Origin of the sequence: Actimicrobium sp. CCI2.3, assembly GCF_035019065.1 — a bacterium.
Taxonomy (GTDB): domain Bacteria; phylum Pseudomonadota; class Gammaproteobacteria; order Burkholderiales; family Burkholderiaceae_D; genus Actimicrobium.
Map to the genome: position 1 here is coordinate 58,235 of NZ_JASJWR010000013.1, position 17,510 is coordinate 75,744.

Annotated in this window: 17 protein-coding genes and 1 tRNA gene; 9 read left to right on the forward strand and 9 right to left on the reverse strand. The window is 58.9% G+C overall.

Features of this window, described 5'->3' with window-relative positions; all coding sequences use genetic code 11:
• Positions 1–57: 57 nt before the first annotated feature.
• Positions 58–1,110 (reverse strand): sulfate ABC transporter substrate-binding protein, encoded by a 1,053-nt coding sequence (locus tag QN370_RS09355; RefSeq protein WP_322128295.1) that lies wholly within the window; start codon positions 1,108–1,110, stop codon positions 58–60.
• A gap of 153 nt (positions 1,111–1,263) precedes the next feature.
• On the opposite strand from QN370_RS09355, the gene QN370_RS09360 reads away from it, so the two are divergent.
• Positions 1,264–2,517 (forward strand): MFS transporter, encoded by a 1,254-nt coding sequence (locus QN370_RS09360; protein ID WP_322128294.1) that lies wholly within the window; start codon positions 1,264–1,266, stop codon positions 2,515–2,517.
• Between the two features lie 55 nt (positions 2,518–2,572).
• Here QN370_RS09360 and QN370_RS09365 read toward each other — a convergent pair whose 3' ends face one another.
• The gene (locus QN370_RS09365; protein WP_322128293.1) at positions 2,573–3,337 is read right to left on the reverse strand and encodes a sulfite exporter TauE/SafE family protein; all 765 of its coding nucleotides are present in this window, start codon (positions 3,335–3,337) and stop codon (positions 2,573–2,575) included.
• Between the two features lie 137 nt (positions 3,338–3,474).
• Here QN370_RS09365 and QN370_RS09370 point away from each other — a divergent pair, with 137 nt between their 5' ends.
• A complete protein-coding gene (locus QN370_RS09370) occupies positions 3,475–4,491 on the forward strand; it encodes a sulfate ABC transporter substrate-binding protein (RefSeq protein WP_322128292.1) in 1,017 nt (338 codons plus the stop codon).
• 130 nt (positions 4,492–4,621) lie between these two features.
• Here the strand turns inward: QN370_RS09370 and QN370_RS09375 are convergent, their stop codons facing one another.
• Positions 4,622–5,794, reverse strand: a complete 1,173-nt coding sequence (locus tag QN370_RS09375; protein ID WP_322128291.1) for an ATP-binding protein — start codon at positions 5,792–5,794, stop codon at positions 4,622–4,624.
• A 210-nt stretch (positions 5,795–6,004) separates the two neighbouring features.
• Here QN370_RS09375 and cysT point away from each other — a divergent pair, with 210 nt between their 5' ends.
• The 4 genes from cysT to QN370_RS09395 are packed head-to-tail and all read left to right on the forward strand — an operon-like array spanning position 6,005 to position 9,729.
• The gene (gene cysT / locus QN370_RS09380) at positions 6,005–6,868 is read left to right on the forward strand and encodes a sulfate ABC transporter permease subunit CysT (protein ID WP_322128290.1); all 864 of its coding nucleotides are present in this window, start codon (positions 6,005–6,007) and stop codon (positions 6,866–6,868) included.
• Position 6,869: 1 nt separating this feature from the next.
• Positions 6,870–7,724: a sulfate ABC transporter permease subunit CysW gene (gene cysW / locus QN370_RS09385; RefSeq protein WP_322128289.1), complete on the forward strand. Its 855-nt coding sequence runs from the start codon at positions 6,870–6,872 to the stop codon at positions 7,722–7,724.
• Positions 7,725–7,726: 2 nt separating this feature from the next.
• Positions 7,727–8,806: a sulfate ABC transporter ATP-binding protein gene (locus QN370_RS09390; protein ID WP_322128288.1), complete on the forward strand. Its 1,080-nt coding sequence runs from the start codon at positions 7,727–7,729 to the stop codon at positions 8,804–8,806.
• Positions 8,803–9,729 carry a CysB family HTH-type transcriptional regulator gene (locus QN370_RS09395; RefSeq protein WP_322128287.1) on the forward strand — a complete coding sequence of 309 codons (927 nt, stop codon included), beginning with the start codon at positions 8,803–8,805 and terminating at the stop codon, positions 9,727–9,729. The genes QN370_RS09390 and QN370_RS09395 overlap by 4 nt, the downstream gene beginning before the upstream one ends.
• A gap of 120 nt (positions 9,730–9,849) precedes the next feature.
• Here QN370_RS09395 and QN370_RS09400 read toward each other — a convergent pair whose 3' ends face one another.
• The 6 genes from QN370_RS09400 to QN370_RS09425 are packed head-to-tail and all read right to left on the reverse strand — an operon-like array spanning position 9,850 to position 14,263.
• Positions 9,850–10,050, reverse strand: coding sequence for a hypothetical protein (locus QN370_RS09400; RefSeq protein ID WP_322128286.1), 201 nt, complete (start codon positions 10,048–10,050; stop codon positions 9,850–9,852).
• Between the two features lie 21 nt (positions 10,051–10,071).
• On the reverse strand, positions 10,072–11,115 hold the full coding sequence (locus tag QN370_RS09405) for an aldo/keto reductase (RefSeq protein WP_322128285.1): 1,044 nt from the start codon (positions 11,113–11,115) through the stop codon (positions 10,072–10,074).
• Positions 11,112–12,155 (reverse strand): quinone-dependent dihydroorotate dehydrogenase, encoded by a 1,044-nt coding sequence (locus QN370_RS09410; RefSeq protein WP_322128284.1) that lies wholly within the window; start codon positions 12,153–12,155, stop codon positions 11,112–11,114. The genes QN370_RS09405 and QN370_RS09410 overlap by 4 nt, the downstream gene beginning before the upstream one ends.
• Positions 12,156–12,213: 58 nt before the next feature.
• Positions 12,214–12,936, reverse strand: a complete 723-nt coding sequence (locus QN370_RS09415; protein WP_322128283.1) for an arginyltransferase — start codon at positions 12,934–12,936, stop codon at positions 12,214–12,216.
• Positions 12,923–13,678, reverse strand: coding sequence for a leucyl/phenylalanyl-tRNA--protein transferase (gene aat, locus QN370_RS09420; RefSeq protein ID WP_322128282.1), 756 nt, complete (start codon positions 13,676–13,678; stop codon positions 12,923–12,925). The genes QN370_RS09415 and aat overlap by 14 nt, the downstream gene beginning before the upstream one ends.
• A 15-nt stretch (positions 13,679–13,693) precedes the next feature.
• Positions 13,694–14,263, reverse strand: a complete 570-nt coding sequence (locus tag QN370_RS09425; RefSeq protein ID WP_322128281.1) for an NUDIX hydrolase — start codon at positions 14,261–14,263, stop codon at positions 13,694–13,696.
• A gap of 140 nt (positions 14,264–14,403) precedes the next feature.
• Here QN370_RS09425 and QN370_RS09430 point away from each other — a divergent pair.
• The 3 genes from QN370_RS09430 to QN370_RS09440 all read left to right on the forward strand — a co-directional run bounded on the left by QN370_RS09430 (position 14,404) and on the right by QN370_RS09440 (position 17,313).
• Positions 14,404–14,480, forward strand: a tRNA-Met gene (locus QN370_RS09430).
• A 183-nt stretch (positions 14,481–14,663) separates the two neighbouring features.
• On the forward strand, positions 14,664–15,434 hold the full coding sequence (gene scpB, locus QN370_RS09435) for an SMC-Scp complex subunit ScpB (protein WP_322128280.1): 771 nt from the start codon (positions 14,664–14,666) through the stop codon (positions 15,432–15,434).
• Complete coding sequence (locus tag QN370_RS09440; RefSeq protein ID WP_322128279.1) at positions 15,421–17,313, forward strand: pseudouridine synthase; 1,893 nt, start codon at positions 15,421–15,423, stop codon at positions 17,311–17,313. Before scpB ends, QN370_RS09440 begins: the two co-directional genes overlap by 14 nt.
• The last annotated feature ends 197 nt before the right edge of the window (positions 17,314–17,510 follow it).

The following is a 17,510-nucleotide window of genomic DNA, read 5'->3' on the forward strand; positions in this document are numbered from 1 at the left end:
CTGCCGTGATCATCCTTGCGCTTGCTGTTGACCGCCAGGTGCAGGTGGCCGCGCTGGCTATTTGACGTATATCTTGTCGAATTCGCCGCCGTCATCGAAATGCGTCTTCTGCGCTTGTTTCCAGCCCCCAAAAAATTCATCCACGGTGAATAGTGAAACCGGCTTGAAACTGGCCTGGTATTTTTTCGTCACCGCTTCAAGGCGCGGGCGCAGGTAATGCTGGGCTGCGATTTCCTGGCCTTGCGGTGAGTACAGGAATTGCAGGTAGGCCGTGGCTTGCTTGCGGATGCCGCGCTTGTCCACCACCTTGTCGACCACCGCCACCGGCGACTCAGCCAGGATCGATACATCCGGATAGACCACATCGAAGTTATCGCCGAATTCCTTGCGTACCAGTTGCACTTCATTTTCAAACGTCACCAGCACATCGCCGATGGCACGTTGCGTGAAGGTCGTGGTCGCTGCGCGGCCGCCCGTATCGAGAATCGGGACGTTCTTGAACAGCTTCGTCACCAGCTCACGGGCTTGCACGTCGGTGCCGCCTTTTTTGAGGACCGAGCCCCATGCCGCCAGATACGTGTAGCGGCCGTTGCCTGAGGTTTTCGGATTCGGCACGACGACCTTGATGCCCGGCTTGGCGAGGTCGTCCCAGCCCTTGACCTGCTTCGGATTGCCCTTGCGCACCAGATACACCATCGTCGAATAAAACGGTGCCGCACCGTTCGGGAATTTCTTCGACCAGTCGGCTGCCAGCAAGCCGCGTTCGGCCAGCAAGTCGATATCGTTGGCCTGGTTCATCGTCACCACCGAGGCTTCGAGGCCATCGGCGACCGAGCGGGCCTGTTTGCTGGAGCCACCATGCGACTGGTTGATGGTGAGGGTTTCGCCAGTGGTCTTTTTCCACTCGGCGATGAAGGCCGGATTGATGTCCTTGTACAGTTCGCGGGTGACGTCATACGACACGTTGAGCAAAACCGTATCGGCGGCATTGGCAGTGTGAGCGAACGCGAACGTCGCGCTCGCCAGCAGCAGGACCTGGCCGACGCGGCGCAGCAGGGCAGGAGGTGTGAAGACGAATGTGGACAGGTGCGTGGACAAGTGCGTTGACATGGGGCAGGCCTCGGAAAATGGACCCGTGATTGTGCAAACTGTTGGCGGGAAAGCCAACAACTCATTCGTCATAAGCTTAGGGAATGTGCAGCGCCGTGTTTTTTGAGGTCACTCTTCGGTAAGATGACGCGATTCTTTCAGGCAAGGCAATGGATGACATCCGACCCGGACTCAGGCAGTCGCTACGGCGTTCTGCGTTACCGCAATTTCCGTTTTTATCTGGCAGCGCGATTACTCTCGACGCTGGCCGTGCAAATGCAAAGCGTCGCCATCGGCTGGCAGGTCTATGCGATGACCGGCGATGTCTTCGACCTTGGCCTTATCGGGCTGGCGCAGTTTGCGCCGTTCCTGTTACTGATCCTGTACGCCGGCCATGTCGCTGACCGCTACGACCGGCGCAAGATCATCACCGGTTGCATCCTTGCGCAACTGGCATGCGGACTCGGCTTGCTGGCATTGACGTTCATGGGTCTGCAAGTGGTCTGGCCGATCTTCGCGGTGCTGGTGCTGTTCGGCAGTGCGCGCGCATTCATGATGCCCGCCAGTCAGGCCATCCTGATCAACATGGTGCCGACCGACAGCTTTGGAAAAGCCGTCGCCTTAAGTTCGTCGACCTTCCACGTCGCGGTGATCGTCGGCCCGGTGCTGGGCGGTTTGCTGTATCTGGCCGGTCCGAAAACGGTCTATCTGATTGTCGCCATGTTGCTGGTGCTGTCCGCCGTCCTGATGCTGATGACCCGTAGTACGCCGCAAGTGACGCACAAGGAACCGGCCACCTGGCACAGCGTGATGGAAGGCTTGCGCTTCGTCTGGTCTCGCCCGGTCGTACTCGGCGCGATTTCGCTGGACCTGTTTGCCGTACTGTTCGGCGGGGCCACCGCGCTGCTGCCGGCGATTGCCAGCGACATCCTGCATGTCGGTCCGAACGGCCTCGGCTTGCTCCGCACTGCACCGGCTCTCGGCGCGGCGGCTACCTCGATTGCACTGACGTTCTGGCCGATCACGCGCCGTGTCGGGGTGTGGATGTTTGGTGGTGTCGCGCTGTTCGGCGCCGGCACCGTCGTGCTGGGTCTCACGGGTAGCGTCGTCGTGGCGATGGGTGCGCTGGTGCTGATGGGCGTTGGTGACATGGTCAGTGTTTACATCCGGCATTTGCTGGTGCAGTTCGAAACGCCGGACGCCATCCGCGGGCGCGTCAGTGCCGTCAACTCGGTCTTCATCGGCGCGTCCAACGAGCTCGGTGAGTTCGAGTCGGGCATCACCGCCGGCTGGTTCGGGCTGGTGCCGGCGATTCTGATCGGCGGCATTGCCACGCTAGCGGTCACCGGTGCATGGGCCCTCGGCTTTCCGGTGCTATCAAAAATGGACCGCTTCCCGCACGCTAGCAAGGAGACTAAAAAAGAGTAGGGTGCGATAACCGAAGGGCATTGCACCGAGCGGACCGCGCAGGTTCAACAGAAACTCACATGACCCAGTGCCGCAATCCATCCCAGCTTAGCTTCAACCCGGTCAGCAACAAAAAGCCATACGAGATCCGGTAAAACACCTTCGCATCAATGCGGTCATGCATCCACGCACCGAGTTTTACGCCGATCGGCGCCAGAGGCGACAACACCGCCGCCGTCGCGAGGTTGTCCACGCTGAGCTGACCAAGCAGCGCATAGGGCACGATCTTGGCGTAATTGATTGTCGTGAACAGGATCGTTACGGTACCAACATAAACCGCCTTGTCGAGGTTTTTTGGCAGCAGATAAATAGCCATCGGCGGGCCACCTGCGTGGGACACGAAACTGGTGAATCCCGAGAGGAATGACCACAGTCCTGCGCTAGCTTTGTCCGGCAAATGCACGGGGGAACACACCTTGCCCTTGAACCAGTAATTGAGCGCGAACACTAGCGCCATCACGCCTACCATCGCCGTCACCATCGCGTCGTTTAATTGGTGGAACATTAGCGTACCGGTAAGTATGCCAATCAACGCGCCGGGCAACAGCAGTTTGAGCAAGCCAGGATCGCAGCGTTTGCGCCAGGTCACGAAACCGGTCAGGTCCATCACGCACAATATAGGCAGCATGATGCTGGCGGCTTGGGTCGGCGAAATCGCCAGTGCCATCAACGGCACCGCCACGATGCCCAGTCCTCCGGCAAAACCGCCCTTCGAAATGCTGGTAATCAGTACGGCGGGAATGGCGACGGCGTAGAACAGCGGGTCCAGGATGATCTGCATGATTGCTAATTAGTAACTGATGGGAACGCGGAGCATATCTGAAATTTGCATATCGAAGCGCGAATGCATTCGTTCAGTTTTGCCAATGCGGCGCTTACTGTGGAGGCCTCAGAAACTACTTGTTCCAGGACCATCAGATGGCACTCCCCTCTTTATTCAAGTTGCTACTCGTCGCCGTGCTGCTCATCCCCGCCGCGCAGTGCGTGAGTGCCGCCGAGCTGTCACTGCTCAATGTATCGTACGATCCGACCCGCGAGCTGTACCAGGATTTCAATCAGGCTTTTGCAAAGCAATGGACAGCCAAGCAGGGTGACACGATCCGCTTCAAACAATCCCACGGGGGTTCCGGTAAGCAGGCCCGTGCCGTCATCGATGGTCTGGAAGCGGACGTCGTCACGCTGGCGCTGGCCTATGACATCGACGCGATCGCCGCACGTGGCCTGATCGCACCCGACTGGCAAAAACGCTTGCCGAACAACAGCGCGCCATACACCTCGACGATCGTGTTCCTGGTCCGCAAGGGCAATCCGAAAGGCATCAAGGACTGGAGTGATTTGATCAAGCCCGGCATCGCTGTCATCACGCCGAATCCGAAGACGTCGGGCGGTGCGCGCTGGAACCATCTGGCGGCATGGGGCTATGCGCTCAAGCAACCTGGCGGCAATGAAGCAACGGCGCGCGCTTTCCTCGGCAAGCTCTACAAGAACGTGCCGGTGCTCGATTCCGGCGCACGCGGTGCCACCACCACCTTCGTCGAACGTGGTATCGGCGACGTACTGATCGCATGGGAAAACGAAGCGCTGCTGGCGATCAAGGAACTCGGTCCGGACAAGGTCGAAATCGTTGCGCCGCCGCTGAGCATCCTGGCCGAACCGCCAGTGGCCGTGGTCGATAAAGTGGTCGACAAGCACGGCACCCGCAAGCTTGCCGAAGCCTACGTCCAGTACCTGTATTCGGACGAGGGACAAGAGATCGCCGCCAAACATTACTACCGCCCGACCTCGGTGGCAGCGGTCAAAAAATACGCCACGCAATTCCCGAAAGTGCAATTGCTGACCATCGACGACGTCGCTGGTGGCTGGACCAAGGCACAGAAAATCCATTTCGCCGATGGCGGCGTGTTTGATCAGATTTATCTACCGGAGCGCAAATGAACCGCTTCACTATCCTGATGCAGGCGGGGAGCCTGCGATCTTGGTCATGACGGAGCGCAGACAGAATCAGCAACCGCAGTCAGGGCATTGCACCAAATGTCCGGACTGCCATCATTAAAACGCAGCCAACTCAGGCGCGCAGCAATCCCGTCAGTTCCGGCAAGCCGATGGCTTCGGCACCGTGACGCAAGGCGAAGCGCTCGGTGCCGGGATAGACCACGAAGCGTTGCGTGATGCCGAGGTCATCGCAGGCAATGGCAAAGCCTCTGGCCGGAGTCGGTGATGACGAGCGCTTGATCTCGATGGCCATCTCGATCCGGCCGCCTTTTTCGAATAGCAGATCCAGTTCGGCACCGGCCTGGGTACGGTAGTAATACGGCACCCGATTCGGACCAGCAGCGGCGATCAGGTTATCGATGCAGTGTCCTTCAAAACTCGCACCACAGACTGGATGGCCGAGTACGTCGTCCTGTGTTTCCAGTGACAGCAGCGCATGCACGATGCCGCTGTCGCGCACGTACACTTTCGGACCCTTGACCAGGCGCTTGCCGGCGTTGCCGCTCCACGGGCGCAGTCGTCGCAGCAGCTGCAGGTCGACCAGTAAATCAATGTAGCGATCGACAGTCGGGTTGGCGACGGCCAGCGCGCTGGCCAGGCGCGTCTGCGTCAATATGCCGCCTTGCTGATGCGCCAGCATGGTCCAGAGCCGGCCGATGGTTTCGGCGGGAAGGCGCGGGGCAAACATCGGCACGTCGCGTTCCAGATAACTGCGGATAAAGTCGCGTCGCCAGTCGAGGCTGCGCCTGTCGTCGGTTGCCAGCAGGCTGTCCGGGAAACCGCCACGCAGCCAGAGCGTGGCATCGGCGATGCCTGCGTCGCTGGCTTCGCTGGTCTCGATCGGGCCAATCTCCATATAAGCGATGCGTCCGGCCAGCGTTTCGCTGGACTGGCGCATCAGGTCCAGCGAGGCGGAGCCCAGAAGCAGGAATTGACCGTTGCGCTGGCCAGCGCGGCGGTTGTCGTCAATGATGCCGCGCAGGATTTCAAATACGCCGGGTGCGCGGTGGATTTCATCGAGGATGACCAGCTTGCCTTGCTGCGCACGCAGGTAGCTGTCGGCATCTTCCAGCCGCAGCCGATCGGCCGGGCGTTCCAGGTCCAGATACACCGCGCCACCGGGCCAGCCATCGGCGACGGTGCGCGCCAGCGTAGTCTTGCCGACCTGGCGCGGTCCCAGCAGCACGACGGCCGACGTGTGGGAGAGCTTTTCCTGAAGCAACAATAAGGCGGTTCGATTGATCATAGGTAGTTATCTTAACGTCTGTCGTTAAAATAACAAGGTAAGTAAAGTAAATGTCGGTGTTTTTTAATCGTGTCAGTTTTTTTCCAACACAGCCGCACGCACGGCTTATATGGATTCCAGCTATCCACATGCACAAAAAATCGTTTTCGTTATTTGTCCATCATGCAATCATCGCGCCTCGATAGTTGGATCGGTAATAACGAGGCGTCAATGACTACTGCAGCAACTTCTCTTCCCGGCCGGGCATCCGCGTTTCGCGTGATGCCCGGCTTTAATTTGTCACTCGGGTTCACGGTGTTTTACCTGAGCCTGATCGTGCTGCTGCCGCTGTCGGCGGTGTTCCTGAAAACCTTCGGCATGACCTGGGAAGCGTTCTGGAGTGCAGTCAGTTCCGAGCGTGTGGTGGCGTCCTACCAGCTCACGTTTGGCGCAGCGCTGATCGGTGCCTTGCTCAATGTGCTGTTCGGCGGCATCGTCGCCTGGGTGCTGGTGCGCTACGAATTCCCCGGCAAAAAAATTGTCGATGCGCTGGTCGATTTGCCATTCGCGCTGCCGACTGCCGTCGCCGGCATCGCGCTGACGGCGCTGTATTCGTCCAACGGCTGGCTGGGACGTTATCTCGAACCGCTCGGTATCAAGGTCGCATTTACGCCGCTGGGCATCATCGTGGCGCTGACCTTCATCGGTTTGCCGTTCGTGGTGCGTACCGTGCAACCGGTGTTGCAGGATGCCGAGCGCGAACTGGAAGAAGCCGCTGCCAGCCTCGGTGCCTCGCGCTGGCAAACCTTTATTCGCATCATCATGCCAACGATTTTGCCTGCCTTGCTGACCGGTTTTGCGCTGGCCTTTGCCCGTGCTACCGGCGAATACGGCTCGGTGATTTTCATTGCCGGGAACATGCCGATGGTGTCAGAGATCACACCGCTGCTGATCATCACCAAACTCGAACAATACGATTACGCCGGTGCCACCGCGATTGCAGCCGTGATGTTGACCGCCTCGTTCGTGCTGCTGCTGTCGATTAACCTGTTGCAAGCCTGGACCCGCAAGCGCGGCCAGACAGAGAGGATCTGAGATGGCCGCGACCCGGATTTCTTCTACCGTCGAACCCGTGTGGATACGCTGGATACTGATCGGTATCGCGCTGATCTTCCTGACGCTATTTTTGTTCGTGCCGCTGGTAGCGGTATTTGTCGAAGCCTTCAAGAAAGGCTGGGAGACGTATCTTGCTGCGGTGATCGAGCCGGATGCGCTGTCGGCGATCCGGCTGACCTTGCTGATCGCGGCGATTGCCGTGCCGCTCAATCTGGTGTTCGGCGTGGCGGCAGCATGGACGATCGCCAAGTTCGAGTTTCGCGGAAAGAACATCCTGCTGACGCTGATCGATTTGCCGTTCTCGGTCTCGCCGGTGATTTCGGGGTTGATCTACGTGCTGCTGTTCGGTGCGCAGGGCTGGTTCGGACCGTGGCTGCAAGCGCATGACATCAAGATTCTGTTTGCTGTGCCGGGCATGGTGCTGGCGACGATCTTCGTGACCTTTCCGTTCGTGGCACGCGAGCTGATCCCGCTGATGCAGGCACAGGGCAGCGAAGAAGAAGAGGCCGCGCTGGTGCTGGGTGCATCCGGCTGGCGGACTTTCTGGCATGTCACGCTGCCCAATATCAAATGGGGTTTGTTGTACGGCGTGATCCTGTGTAACGCCCGGGCGATGGGTGAATTCGGCGCGGTATCGGTGGTGTCCGGACACATCCGCGGCGAGACCAACACAATTCCGCTGCATGTCGAAATCCTCTACAACGAATATAACTTTGCGGCTGCCTTTGCCGTTGCGTCGTTGCTGGCTGTGCTGGCACTGGTGACACTGGTGCTGAAATCATTCATCGAATGGCGCTTGCAGGAGAGCGGCGCCCATCAACCGGAAGGACATTAATCATGGCTATCGAAGTCAGGAACATCCACAAGCGTTTCGGCAATTTCATCGCCCTCGATGACGTGTCGCTCAATTTTCCGGCTGGAGAATTAACTGCACTCCTGGGGCCATCCGGCTGTGGCAAGACCACGCTGCTGCGCATCATCGCCGGCCTCGAACAGGCCGATCGTGGCCAGGTGCTGCTCGATGGCGAAGATGCTTCGGCGCGCCATGTGCGCGAACGTCAGGTCGGTTTCGTGTTCCAGCATTACGCGCTGTTCAAGCACATGACGGTGTTCGAGAACATCGCCTTCGGCCTGCGCGTCAAGCCGCGTGCATTGCGTCCGTCCGAAGCGCAGATCCGCGACAAGGTCAAGAGTTTGCTGGAGCTGGTGCAGCTCGATTGGCTGGCTGATCGCTTTCCGCCGCAACTCTCGGGCGGCCAGCGCCAGCGCATTGCCCTGGCGCGTGCGCTGGCGGTCGAGCCGCGTGTGCTGCTGCTTGATGAGCCGTTCGGTGCGCTCGATGCGAAGGTCCGCAAGGAGTTGCGTCGCTGGCTGCGCCGCCTGCATGACGAACTGCAGGTGACCAGCATTTTTGTCACGCATGATCAGGAAGAGGCACTCGAAGTGGCTGACCAGATTGTCGTCATGAACAAGGGCGTAGTGCAGCAGATCGGTGCGCCGAAAGAGGTCTATAACCATCCTGCCTCGCCGTTCGTCTACGGCTTTCTTGGCAACGTCAACCTGTTCCAGGGCCGCGTGCATGAAGGTGTACTGGAGTCGGGTGGCGTCACGTTTGATGCGCCCGATCATGCGCTGGCGCAGGACGCTGCCGGGGTCGGATTCGTGCGTCCGCACGACATCGAGATTGACCGGTATGCGGTCGGTGCCGAAGGCATCGTCGCGACTTTGCGGCGTGCCCATGCGATCGGTCCGCTGGCGCAGCTCGATCTCGAACGTGACGACAACGGCGAGATGATCGAGGCGGTGATATCGAACGAGCGCTTTATTCAGCTCAATCTGAAAGAGGGCGAGACGCTGGTGCTGCGACCAAAGCGCTTGCGCGTGTTCGTGAACGAAGCGGTCGACGAATCGCTGTGAATTTCCAGCAACTGCGCTCGGTCCGCGAAGCCACGCGCTGCGGTTTCAATCTGACCGAAGTGGCCACCGTGCTGTTCACGTCGCAGCCCGGCGTGAGCCGCCAGATCCGTGAACTCGAAGACGAACTGGGCGTCGAGATTTTTCAGCGCAACGGCAAGCGTCTGACCGGTCTGACCGACCCCGGCAAGGGCATCCTGGCTATCGTCGAACGGTTGCTGATCGAAGCCGATAACCTGCGTCAGGCCAGCGAAGAATATGCCGGCAAAAAGAGCGGCACGCTCACGGTGGCGACGACCCACACGCAGGCGCGCTATGTCTTGCCGCGCGTGGTGCAGGCATTTCGTACCGCGTTCCCGGAGGTACGCATCGCTTTGCAGCAAAGTTCGCCCGAGCATATCGCTGAATTAGTTTTGTCAGGCAAAGCCGATGTCGGTATCGCCACCGAGGGGTTGAGCCAGTTCGATGAGCTGGTGTCGTTCCCGTGCTACGCATGGAATCACGCGATCGTGGTGCCGGACGGTCATCCGCTGCTGGCCTTGCCAAGCGTGTCGTTGCATGATCTGGGCGCGTATCCGCTGATTACGTACGACGTTGGATTCACTGGTCGCGGGCACATTGATGACGCGTTCCGGCAAGCCGGCATCGCCACCGACATTGTCCTCACGGCGATGGATTCGGACGTGATCCAGCAGTATGTCGTGCTCGGGATGGGCGTGGGCATCGTCGCCTCGATGGCGATCGAAGCGAGCCAGCGCAATGGTCTCAAGACGATTGTGGCAAGCCATCTGTTTGCGCCCAACGTGACCCGGTTGGCCGTGCGACGTGGCGCTTACCTGCGCACTTATACACGTGACTTCATCCTGCAATTTGCGCCTGAGCTGACGCGGGTGGATATGGATGAGGCGATGAAAAACGGGGGGTGATGTCAGGCTGAGTTTGTAATGAACAATGCGTGATCATTTGGAGAAGAGACGCTTCATCAGATGCGATCTGAAATTATTTTTGATCAGGTATTTGCATCATCAAAAATAAGAATCTTCGATTTATCCCTCCGCATCCATTTCTACAAAGAAGGCGTCCGCTATCTGGTAGTTGCCTTGTTCAAATTCTCTCCTTCCGAGCGCGATGAGCTTCAGTAGCGCGAAAGTCTCTTGCTGGCACTCATATTCGTGACTGTCTATAGCAACCATTTTCGCTTCCCCATTCTGGGTAATGATGAGCGTTTCATAGCCAAGGTAACGCATGCGCAGTATGAAGCACGGTCTTTATTGCCCCGGATTCGTGATCTCCTTGTGGATCACATTGATCGCAGCAATCACTTCATCGCTCAATACGACCGTGTGCGCATCGATGTTTTCCTTCAGTTGCGACAGGCTGGTCGCGCCGATGATGGTCGAGGCGACGAACCAGCGCGAGTAGCACCAGGCCAGCGCCAGCGCCGCCGGTGTCATGCCGTGCTCGGCAGCCAGTATGGCATAACGGCGCGCGGCCTCCACCACGGTCGGGCGCAAATAGCGCGGGCTCCAGGTCGGCGGGAAAATTGTCAGTCGGCCACTGGCTTTCGCATCGCTGAGGTATTTGCCGGTGAGTTGACCAAATGCGAGCGGGCTGTAGGCCAGCAAGCCGACCTGCTCGTGAAAACAGACTTCGTCGAGCGCACCTTCAAAACTCCGGTTGGCCAGATGGTAGCCATTCTGGATCGAGATAATGCGCGGCGAGCCGTGCAGTTCGGATTGCTTGATGAACTCGCTGACGCCCCAGGCACTTTCATTCGATACGCCGATCTGGCCGATCTTGCCTTCCTTGACCAGTTCACCGAGAACGTCGAGCGTCTCGGCGATCGGCGTGCAGGGACGCTCTGCGTCCGGATTGAACGAGCTCTGGCCGAAAATCGGCACGTTGCGGCTCGGCCAGTGCAACTGGTACAAATCGATCCGGTCGGTTTGCAGACGCTGCAGGCTGCCATCGACGGCGGCGCGCATATTGACCGCATTGAGGTCGCTCTTGCCGCCGCGTATCCAGTGCATGGCCGGATTCGGGCCGGCTATTTTGGTGGCTAGCACGATGTCGTTGCGACGGCCGGATTTCTTCAGCCAGGTGCCGATGAAGCGTTCAGTCGAACCCTGGGTTTCGGCGCGTGGCATGACCGGATACATCTCGGCAGCATCAATGAAATTGATACCGCGTTCGAGCGCGTAATCGAGTTGCGCGTGCGCTTCGGCTTCGCTGTTCTGTTCGCCGAAAGTCATCGTGCCGAGGCAGATAGGTGTCACTTGCAGATCGCTGTTGCCAAGCCGGATTTTTTTCATGAGTTTCCTTTCAGGGCGCTGGCGCATTCGCGTACCAGTGCCGGGCCGCGATAAATCAAACCGGTGTAGAGCTGGACCAGCGCGGCACCGGCATCCTGTTTTTCCTTTGCATCCGCACCGGAGAGGATGCCGCCGACGCCGATGATCGGTACTGTGTCACCGAGTTCGGCTTTCAATGCGCGGATTACGGCCGTCGACAAGTCCTTGACCGGCGCGCCCGACAAGCCGCCGGCTTCGTCGGCATGCGCCATCCCTTTGACTGCTTCACGGTTGGTCGTGGTGTTGGTCGCGATGACACCGTCGATGCCGTGGCGCAGCAGGGCGGCGGCGATAGTTTTGATCTGTTCTGAATCGATATCCGGCGCGATCTTCAACGTCAGCGGCACGTAGCGGCCATGCTTGTCGGCCAGTCGGCGCTGTGCCGTTTTGAGTTGCGACAGCAAGGCATCGAGTTCATCGGCCCCTTGCAACTGGCGCAGGTTCTTGGTGTTGGGCGACGAGATGTTGACCGTCACGTAACTGGCGTAGGGGTAGACTTTTTCGAGGCAGATCAGGTAGTCGTCGGCAGCACGCTCGATCGGCGTATCGGCATTCTTGCCGATGTTCAGGCCGAGGATGCCGACCTTTTCCTGATAAAAGCGTGAGGCTTGCACGTTGCGCACAAAAGCGTCGGCACCGCCATTGTTGAAGCCCATGCGATTGATCAGCGCGTTGGCTTGTTGCAGACGAAACATGCGCGGCTTGGGATTGCCTGGTTGTGCACGCGGTGTCACGGTACCGACTTCAATGAAACCAAAACCGAGCGCGGCGAGCCCATCAATATAGGCACCGTCCTTGTCGAGTCCGGCGGCGAGTCCGACCGGATTGGGAAAGTGCAGACCCATGACGGACCGCGGATCGGCAGCGGGTTTCGGGATCAGTCCGGTCAGGCCAAACCGGGCGGCGCGGCGCAGTGACGGCAGGGTCAGGTTATGGGCAGTTTCGGCATCAAGCAAAAAGAGTAGCGGGCGGGTGGCAGCGTAGAGAAGTTTGTCGGACACGGGAATAAAGTAGAGAAGGTGAATGGACGTGAAGAATGCGCGCAGGGACTAGCGGGGCTTAGAGCCGCGCCCAGATGCCCAGTCGCAGTGCTTCCAGCGGTTTGAAGTTGATCTTGTACGCCATCTTGGGACTGGCCTCGATCCAGTAGCCCAGATACACATAGGGGATGCCAAGCGTTCTGGCCTGTTCGATTTGCCACAGCACATTGTAGGTGCCGAATGACACGCCTTCGATGTCAGGTTCGTAAAACGTGTAGACCGAGGACAGGCCATCGTCGAGTACATCGATGATGCTCACCATGCGCAGCGTGCCATCGTCTTCGCGGAATTCGACCAGGCGCGTATTGACTTTGCTTTGCAGCAGGAACTGTGCGTACTGATCGCGGCTGTCCTGATCCATGCCGCCGCCGGCGTGGCGGGCGGCCTGGTAACGCAGGTACAGGTCGTAATGTTCGTGGCTGTAGGCGAGGCTGGTAACGGCGATGGTCAAGTGCTTGTGCTGTGCCCATGCACGGCGCTGGCTGCGGTTGCGCTGGAAGGCGGCGACATCGACACGCACCGGTGTGCAGGCCTGGCAGCCATCGCAATACGGACGGTAGGTAAAGACTCCGCTGCGACGAAAGCCTGTCTTGACTAACTGCGAGTAGACATCCGCATTGATCAGATGCGACGGCGTCGCTACCTGCGAGCGGGCTTGCCTGTCACTCAGATAACTGCATGGATACGGTGCCGTTGCATAGAACTGCAAGGTGGAAAACGGCAAGTCTTTAAGATGCGTCATCGTCGTTCGGCCCTGTTCGCGTTACTACCGAGGATACATTGACTGGTGCCCAGTGTTCGATCTGCGGTTGGGTGACGGCGTCACGCAGATGCTCGATGAATGCGGCACGCCGGATTGGCGCTGCCCCCAGAGAAGCCAGATGGGCTGTCTCTTGCTGGCAGTCTATCATTGAAACCGCATGGCTTTTCAGGAAACCTACCAGGTAGGCAAGGGCAATTTTGGACGCATCAGTGACGCGGGCAAACATTGATTCGCCATAAAACATGCGACCGATACTGACCCCGTAGGCACCGCCGACCAGTTCGCCGTCGAGCCAGACTTCGGATGAATGGGCATAGCCGAGTCGATGCAAGCCGCAATAGCCAGCGACGATCTCCTCGCTGATCCAGGTTCCCGGGCCATCGCGTCGCGGCGCAGCGCACGCTCGCATTACTTGCTCAAAGGCGCAATCGAAACGGACCTCCCACCGGCTGTCGCGGCTGACCTTGCGCAAGGTTTTTTTCAGGCTATCGGAAACCACAAAATGTGCGGTTTGCAACACCATGCGTGGATCGGTACTCCACCACAAAATGGGCTGGCCTTCTGAAAACCACGGAAAAATACCTTGCCGGTAGGCTTCCAGCAGCCGCTGTGGTGACAAGTCGGCACCTGCTGCCAGCAAACCGGCAGCGCCGTCGGTTTCGGTCAGTGCCTGTTCCACGTCCGGAAACGCGTCATGGTGATCGAGCCAGGGGATATTCAATGTTGCCGTGTCCTGTTAGGTGGAGCGCATCGGTTTGAGGATGTCCTGTGCATGGAAGCCAAAACTTCCGCCTTCCCTGACCTTGCGCATGTCCTTGAAAAATAGCTCCAGTGTCAGGCTGACGGTCGGAAAGGCGATGTCATCCCACGGTATCGTTGCTTCGGAAAACAACTGCACTTCAAGGCTTTCGATTCCCGCCACATAGTTCAGGTCCAGCAGCGTCGCGCGATAAAACAAATGGACTTGATGCACATGCGGGACATTCATCATCGTAAAGACATCGTGCAGTGCAATGTTCGCACCGGCTTCTTCTTCCGTTTCGCGCTGCGCGCCCGCCGCACTCGTTTCCGCATTTTCCATGAAGCCAGCTGGCAAGGTCCAGTAACCCATGCGCGGTTCAATGGCCCGGCGGCACAGTAATATCTTCGTGTCACCGCCCTGGTCCCAGATCGGGATGGAGCCGACCACCAGCTTCGGATTCTCGTAATGGACCATGCCACATCCGGAGCACACATAACGTAAGCGGGTGTCGTCAGGAGGAATGATCATCGTGACGGGTTGCGCGCATTCGGAGCAGAATTTCATGGCTTGTCGCTTAATGAGTAGGGGGAATGCTTGGCTGGGGTCAGGCCCTTAATGCAGGCCGCCATAGAGTGTATCACCGCAAAATCGGCATTGAAGTCGTTGCCATATCGACTGAGACGCTGTATATTCCAGCAATCAGACGCGGGGTGGAGCAGTCTGGCAGCTCGTCGGGCTCATAACCCGAAGGTCACAGGTTCAAATCCTGTCCCCGCAACCAAGTCTCTTTCAGCAGTGCCAAGCCAAACTTAATAAATATCCCCGCTCATTAACTATCTCCCTGGTATGGGCGCCGGAAAGCAAGATCAACAGGTTCTCTGACCGTGCAGTCGTTTCATATGACTGTGGTTGAATACAAATTTCTACACGCTCACGCAATAAAAAAGTTGGACAACAATTATTAATGAATACCGCTGAGGCGAAAATAGTCCTCGAAACAGCTCTCTTGTGCGCCCACGAGCCCTTGTCGGTTTCTGCGCTGAAAAAGCTCTTCGTCGATCCGGATGTTCGCGGCGATGACGTCGGCGCGGATACGATCCGTTCACTGCTGGAGCAATTGCGGGTGGATTGGTCCGGCAAGGGAATTGAGCTGATTAGTCTGGCGACAGGCTGGCGCTTCCAGAGTCGGCCTGAAATGAAAACTTATCTTGAGCGACTCAACCCGGAAAAGCCGCCAAAATATTCGCGTGCGACGCTCGAAACGCTGGCCATCATTGCTTACCGCCAGCCCGTAACGCGTGGTGACATCGAAGAAATCCGCGGCGTCGCGGTTAATTCCTTGACGATCAAGATGCTGGAAGAGCGCAACTGGGTCGAAGCCATCGGACACCGTGATGTGCCGGGTCGTCCCGCCTTGCTGGCGACGACGCGGCAGTTTCTTGATGACCTTGGTCTGGCGTCGCTCGACCAGATGCCGCCGTTGCAGCAGGCGCTCAAAGGTGCCGAGCAAGAGGGCTTGCTGGAGCAGATTCAGAGTCTCGATGCCGGTCTGAAGTCCTGGATGGAGCGAGACGGAGCAGTTCGCCTTTCCGTAGTACCGCAACCCGAATTAACCTTAGCACCGGCAGCGTCATCGGGGCAGGTCGCAGTTCCTGACGATACGCATGTCCCAGACCCGATGGCCGACACCTCGTCGGTCGAGAACAATAAAGAATCCAATAATGAATCCGCCTAATCCTCACGACGACAGTCCGAACGAAGCCATTCCAGCAGCATCAGCCGAACCAAAGGCACCGCGCAAGCGAGCTCCGCGTGCAAAAGCGGCCGTGCCGGCTGTCGTTGAAGCGGCGGGCGCAGAGACGGTTGCGGTCGTGGAATCCGGGGCACCCAACTTATCGCTATCCTCGGTGCCGGATGCGGCAACCGTTGCACCCCGGCGCGCGGTGCGCGGTCCGCGTAATCTGCGTCGTACCCGTGACCCGGTCGAGCGCAATGTGGTGACGCAGGATGGTGTTGCGGCGGGAGCTGCCGTGACTGCACAGGAAGGTGTTGTCGATAGCGCTGCCAATCCAGTCCAGCCCGCGCAGGTCCGGCCGCCTCGTCAGCATGCCCCGCGTGAAGCGCGTGCCCGTCCCAATGAAGATCGTCCGAAAGGACAGGGCGCTGGCCAAAAAACGCGTCAGAAGCCGGTGGCCGGCAATGCAGGCCGCCAGGCACCGCGTGCTACCGATGCGGATTCGGTGTTTTCTTTTGTGACGTCGGCTGCGTTCGATGATTCCGATGGTGGGCAAGACGCGGGTGCCGAAGGGGGCCGGAATGGTCGTGCTCCCGCTCCAAAAGCGGTGCGACGTGACCTGACCGCCGATGATGACGCACCGAAGTTGCATAAAGTCCTGGCCGAAGCAGGACTGGGTTCACGGCGCGATATGGAAGAGCTGATCATTTCCGGGCGCGTCTCGGTCAATGGCGAACCGGCTCACATTGGTCAGCGCATTTTGGCGCAGGACCAGGTGCGCATTAACGGCAAGCTGATCCAGCGCCGTGTCAGCAAGAAGCCACCACGTGTGCTGGTGTATCACAAGCCCGCAGGTGAAATCGTCAGCCATGATGACCCGGATGGTCGTCCATCGGTTTTCGAGCGTTTGCCCAACATGAAGGCCGGAAAGTGGCTGGCCGTGGGTCGTCTCGACTTCAATACCGAAGGCTTGTTGCTGTTCACAACCTCGGGTGACCTGGCCAATCGGCTGATGCATCCGCGCTATAACATCGACCGCGAATACGCCGTGCGTACGCTGGGCGAGCTCGAAGAAGGAATGCGCCAGAAATTGCTGGCCGGTGTCGAGCTTGATGATGGCGTGGCGCAGTTCTCGCGGGTCGCTGATGGCGGCGGCGAAGGCGTCAACAAGTGGTACCGCGTCACCATCGGCGAGGGACGCAATCGTGAAGTGCGTCGTATGTTCGAGGCCATCGGTCTGACCGTGTCGCGGCTGATTCGCACGCGGTATGGCGCGATGGTATTGCCGCCAAACCTCAAGCGTGGTCGCTGGGAAGAAATGGATGAACATTCGGTACGCGACCTGTTGAAGATCAGCGGACTCGAAAAAACGGTCGGCAAGAGTGAGCCATCGAGAAGTCGCAGCGACGAACATGACAGCGAAGGCGGCGTCAATGGTAATCGCATCGAGCGTGCACCCGCGACGGCACGCAACGGCGGGCCGAACGGTAATCGTGCCAATGCGCCGGAGCCAGGTCAATGGCCGGGCAAGAGCCGGGGTGCGCAAGCGCGCGGTCCGGGCGGTTTCGCTGGTCAGGGCCAGCCACGTGGTCCGGGTGCTTATCCGGCCCAGAGTCAAGGTGGCCAGGGTCAAGGACGCGGTGCTCCGGCCAAGGCGCGGTCTCGCCAGCCTGATCCAATGCAAACCGCGCTCGGGTTTCCCGGAATGGGGCAACCGCGTCGCACGGGCGGGCCGGGACGTGGTCCAGGTCAGGGTGGTCAAGGTGGTCAGGGACGCAGCGGTCAGGGCGGTTCCGGCGGTAATCAGGGTGGCGGCCAGGGTGGCTTTGGCGGCAATCAGGGTGGTCCAGGCGGTCAGCGGCGTCGTTCGCGGGGATAATATCGCGTTGGTAAAACGCTTGTCTTCGGTTAGTGGAGCGTCAGTTTGTTCGGTCTCAATGCACTCGGATTGAGACCAGTTCAGGATTGCAGCGACCAACGTAATGGACTATACTGCGGCAGTTATTAAAATCGTCGGATAGCCTGTGCAAGTACATCAAACATACTCAAGCGCAAAGTGACGCTACCGACGAGGCA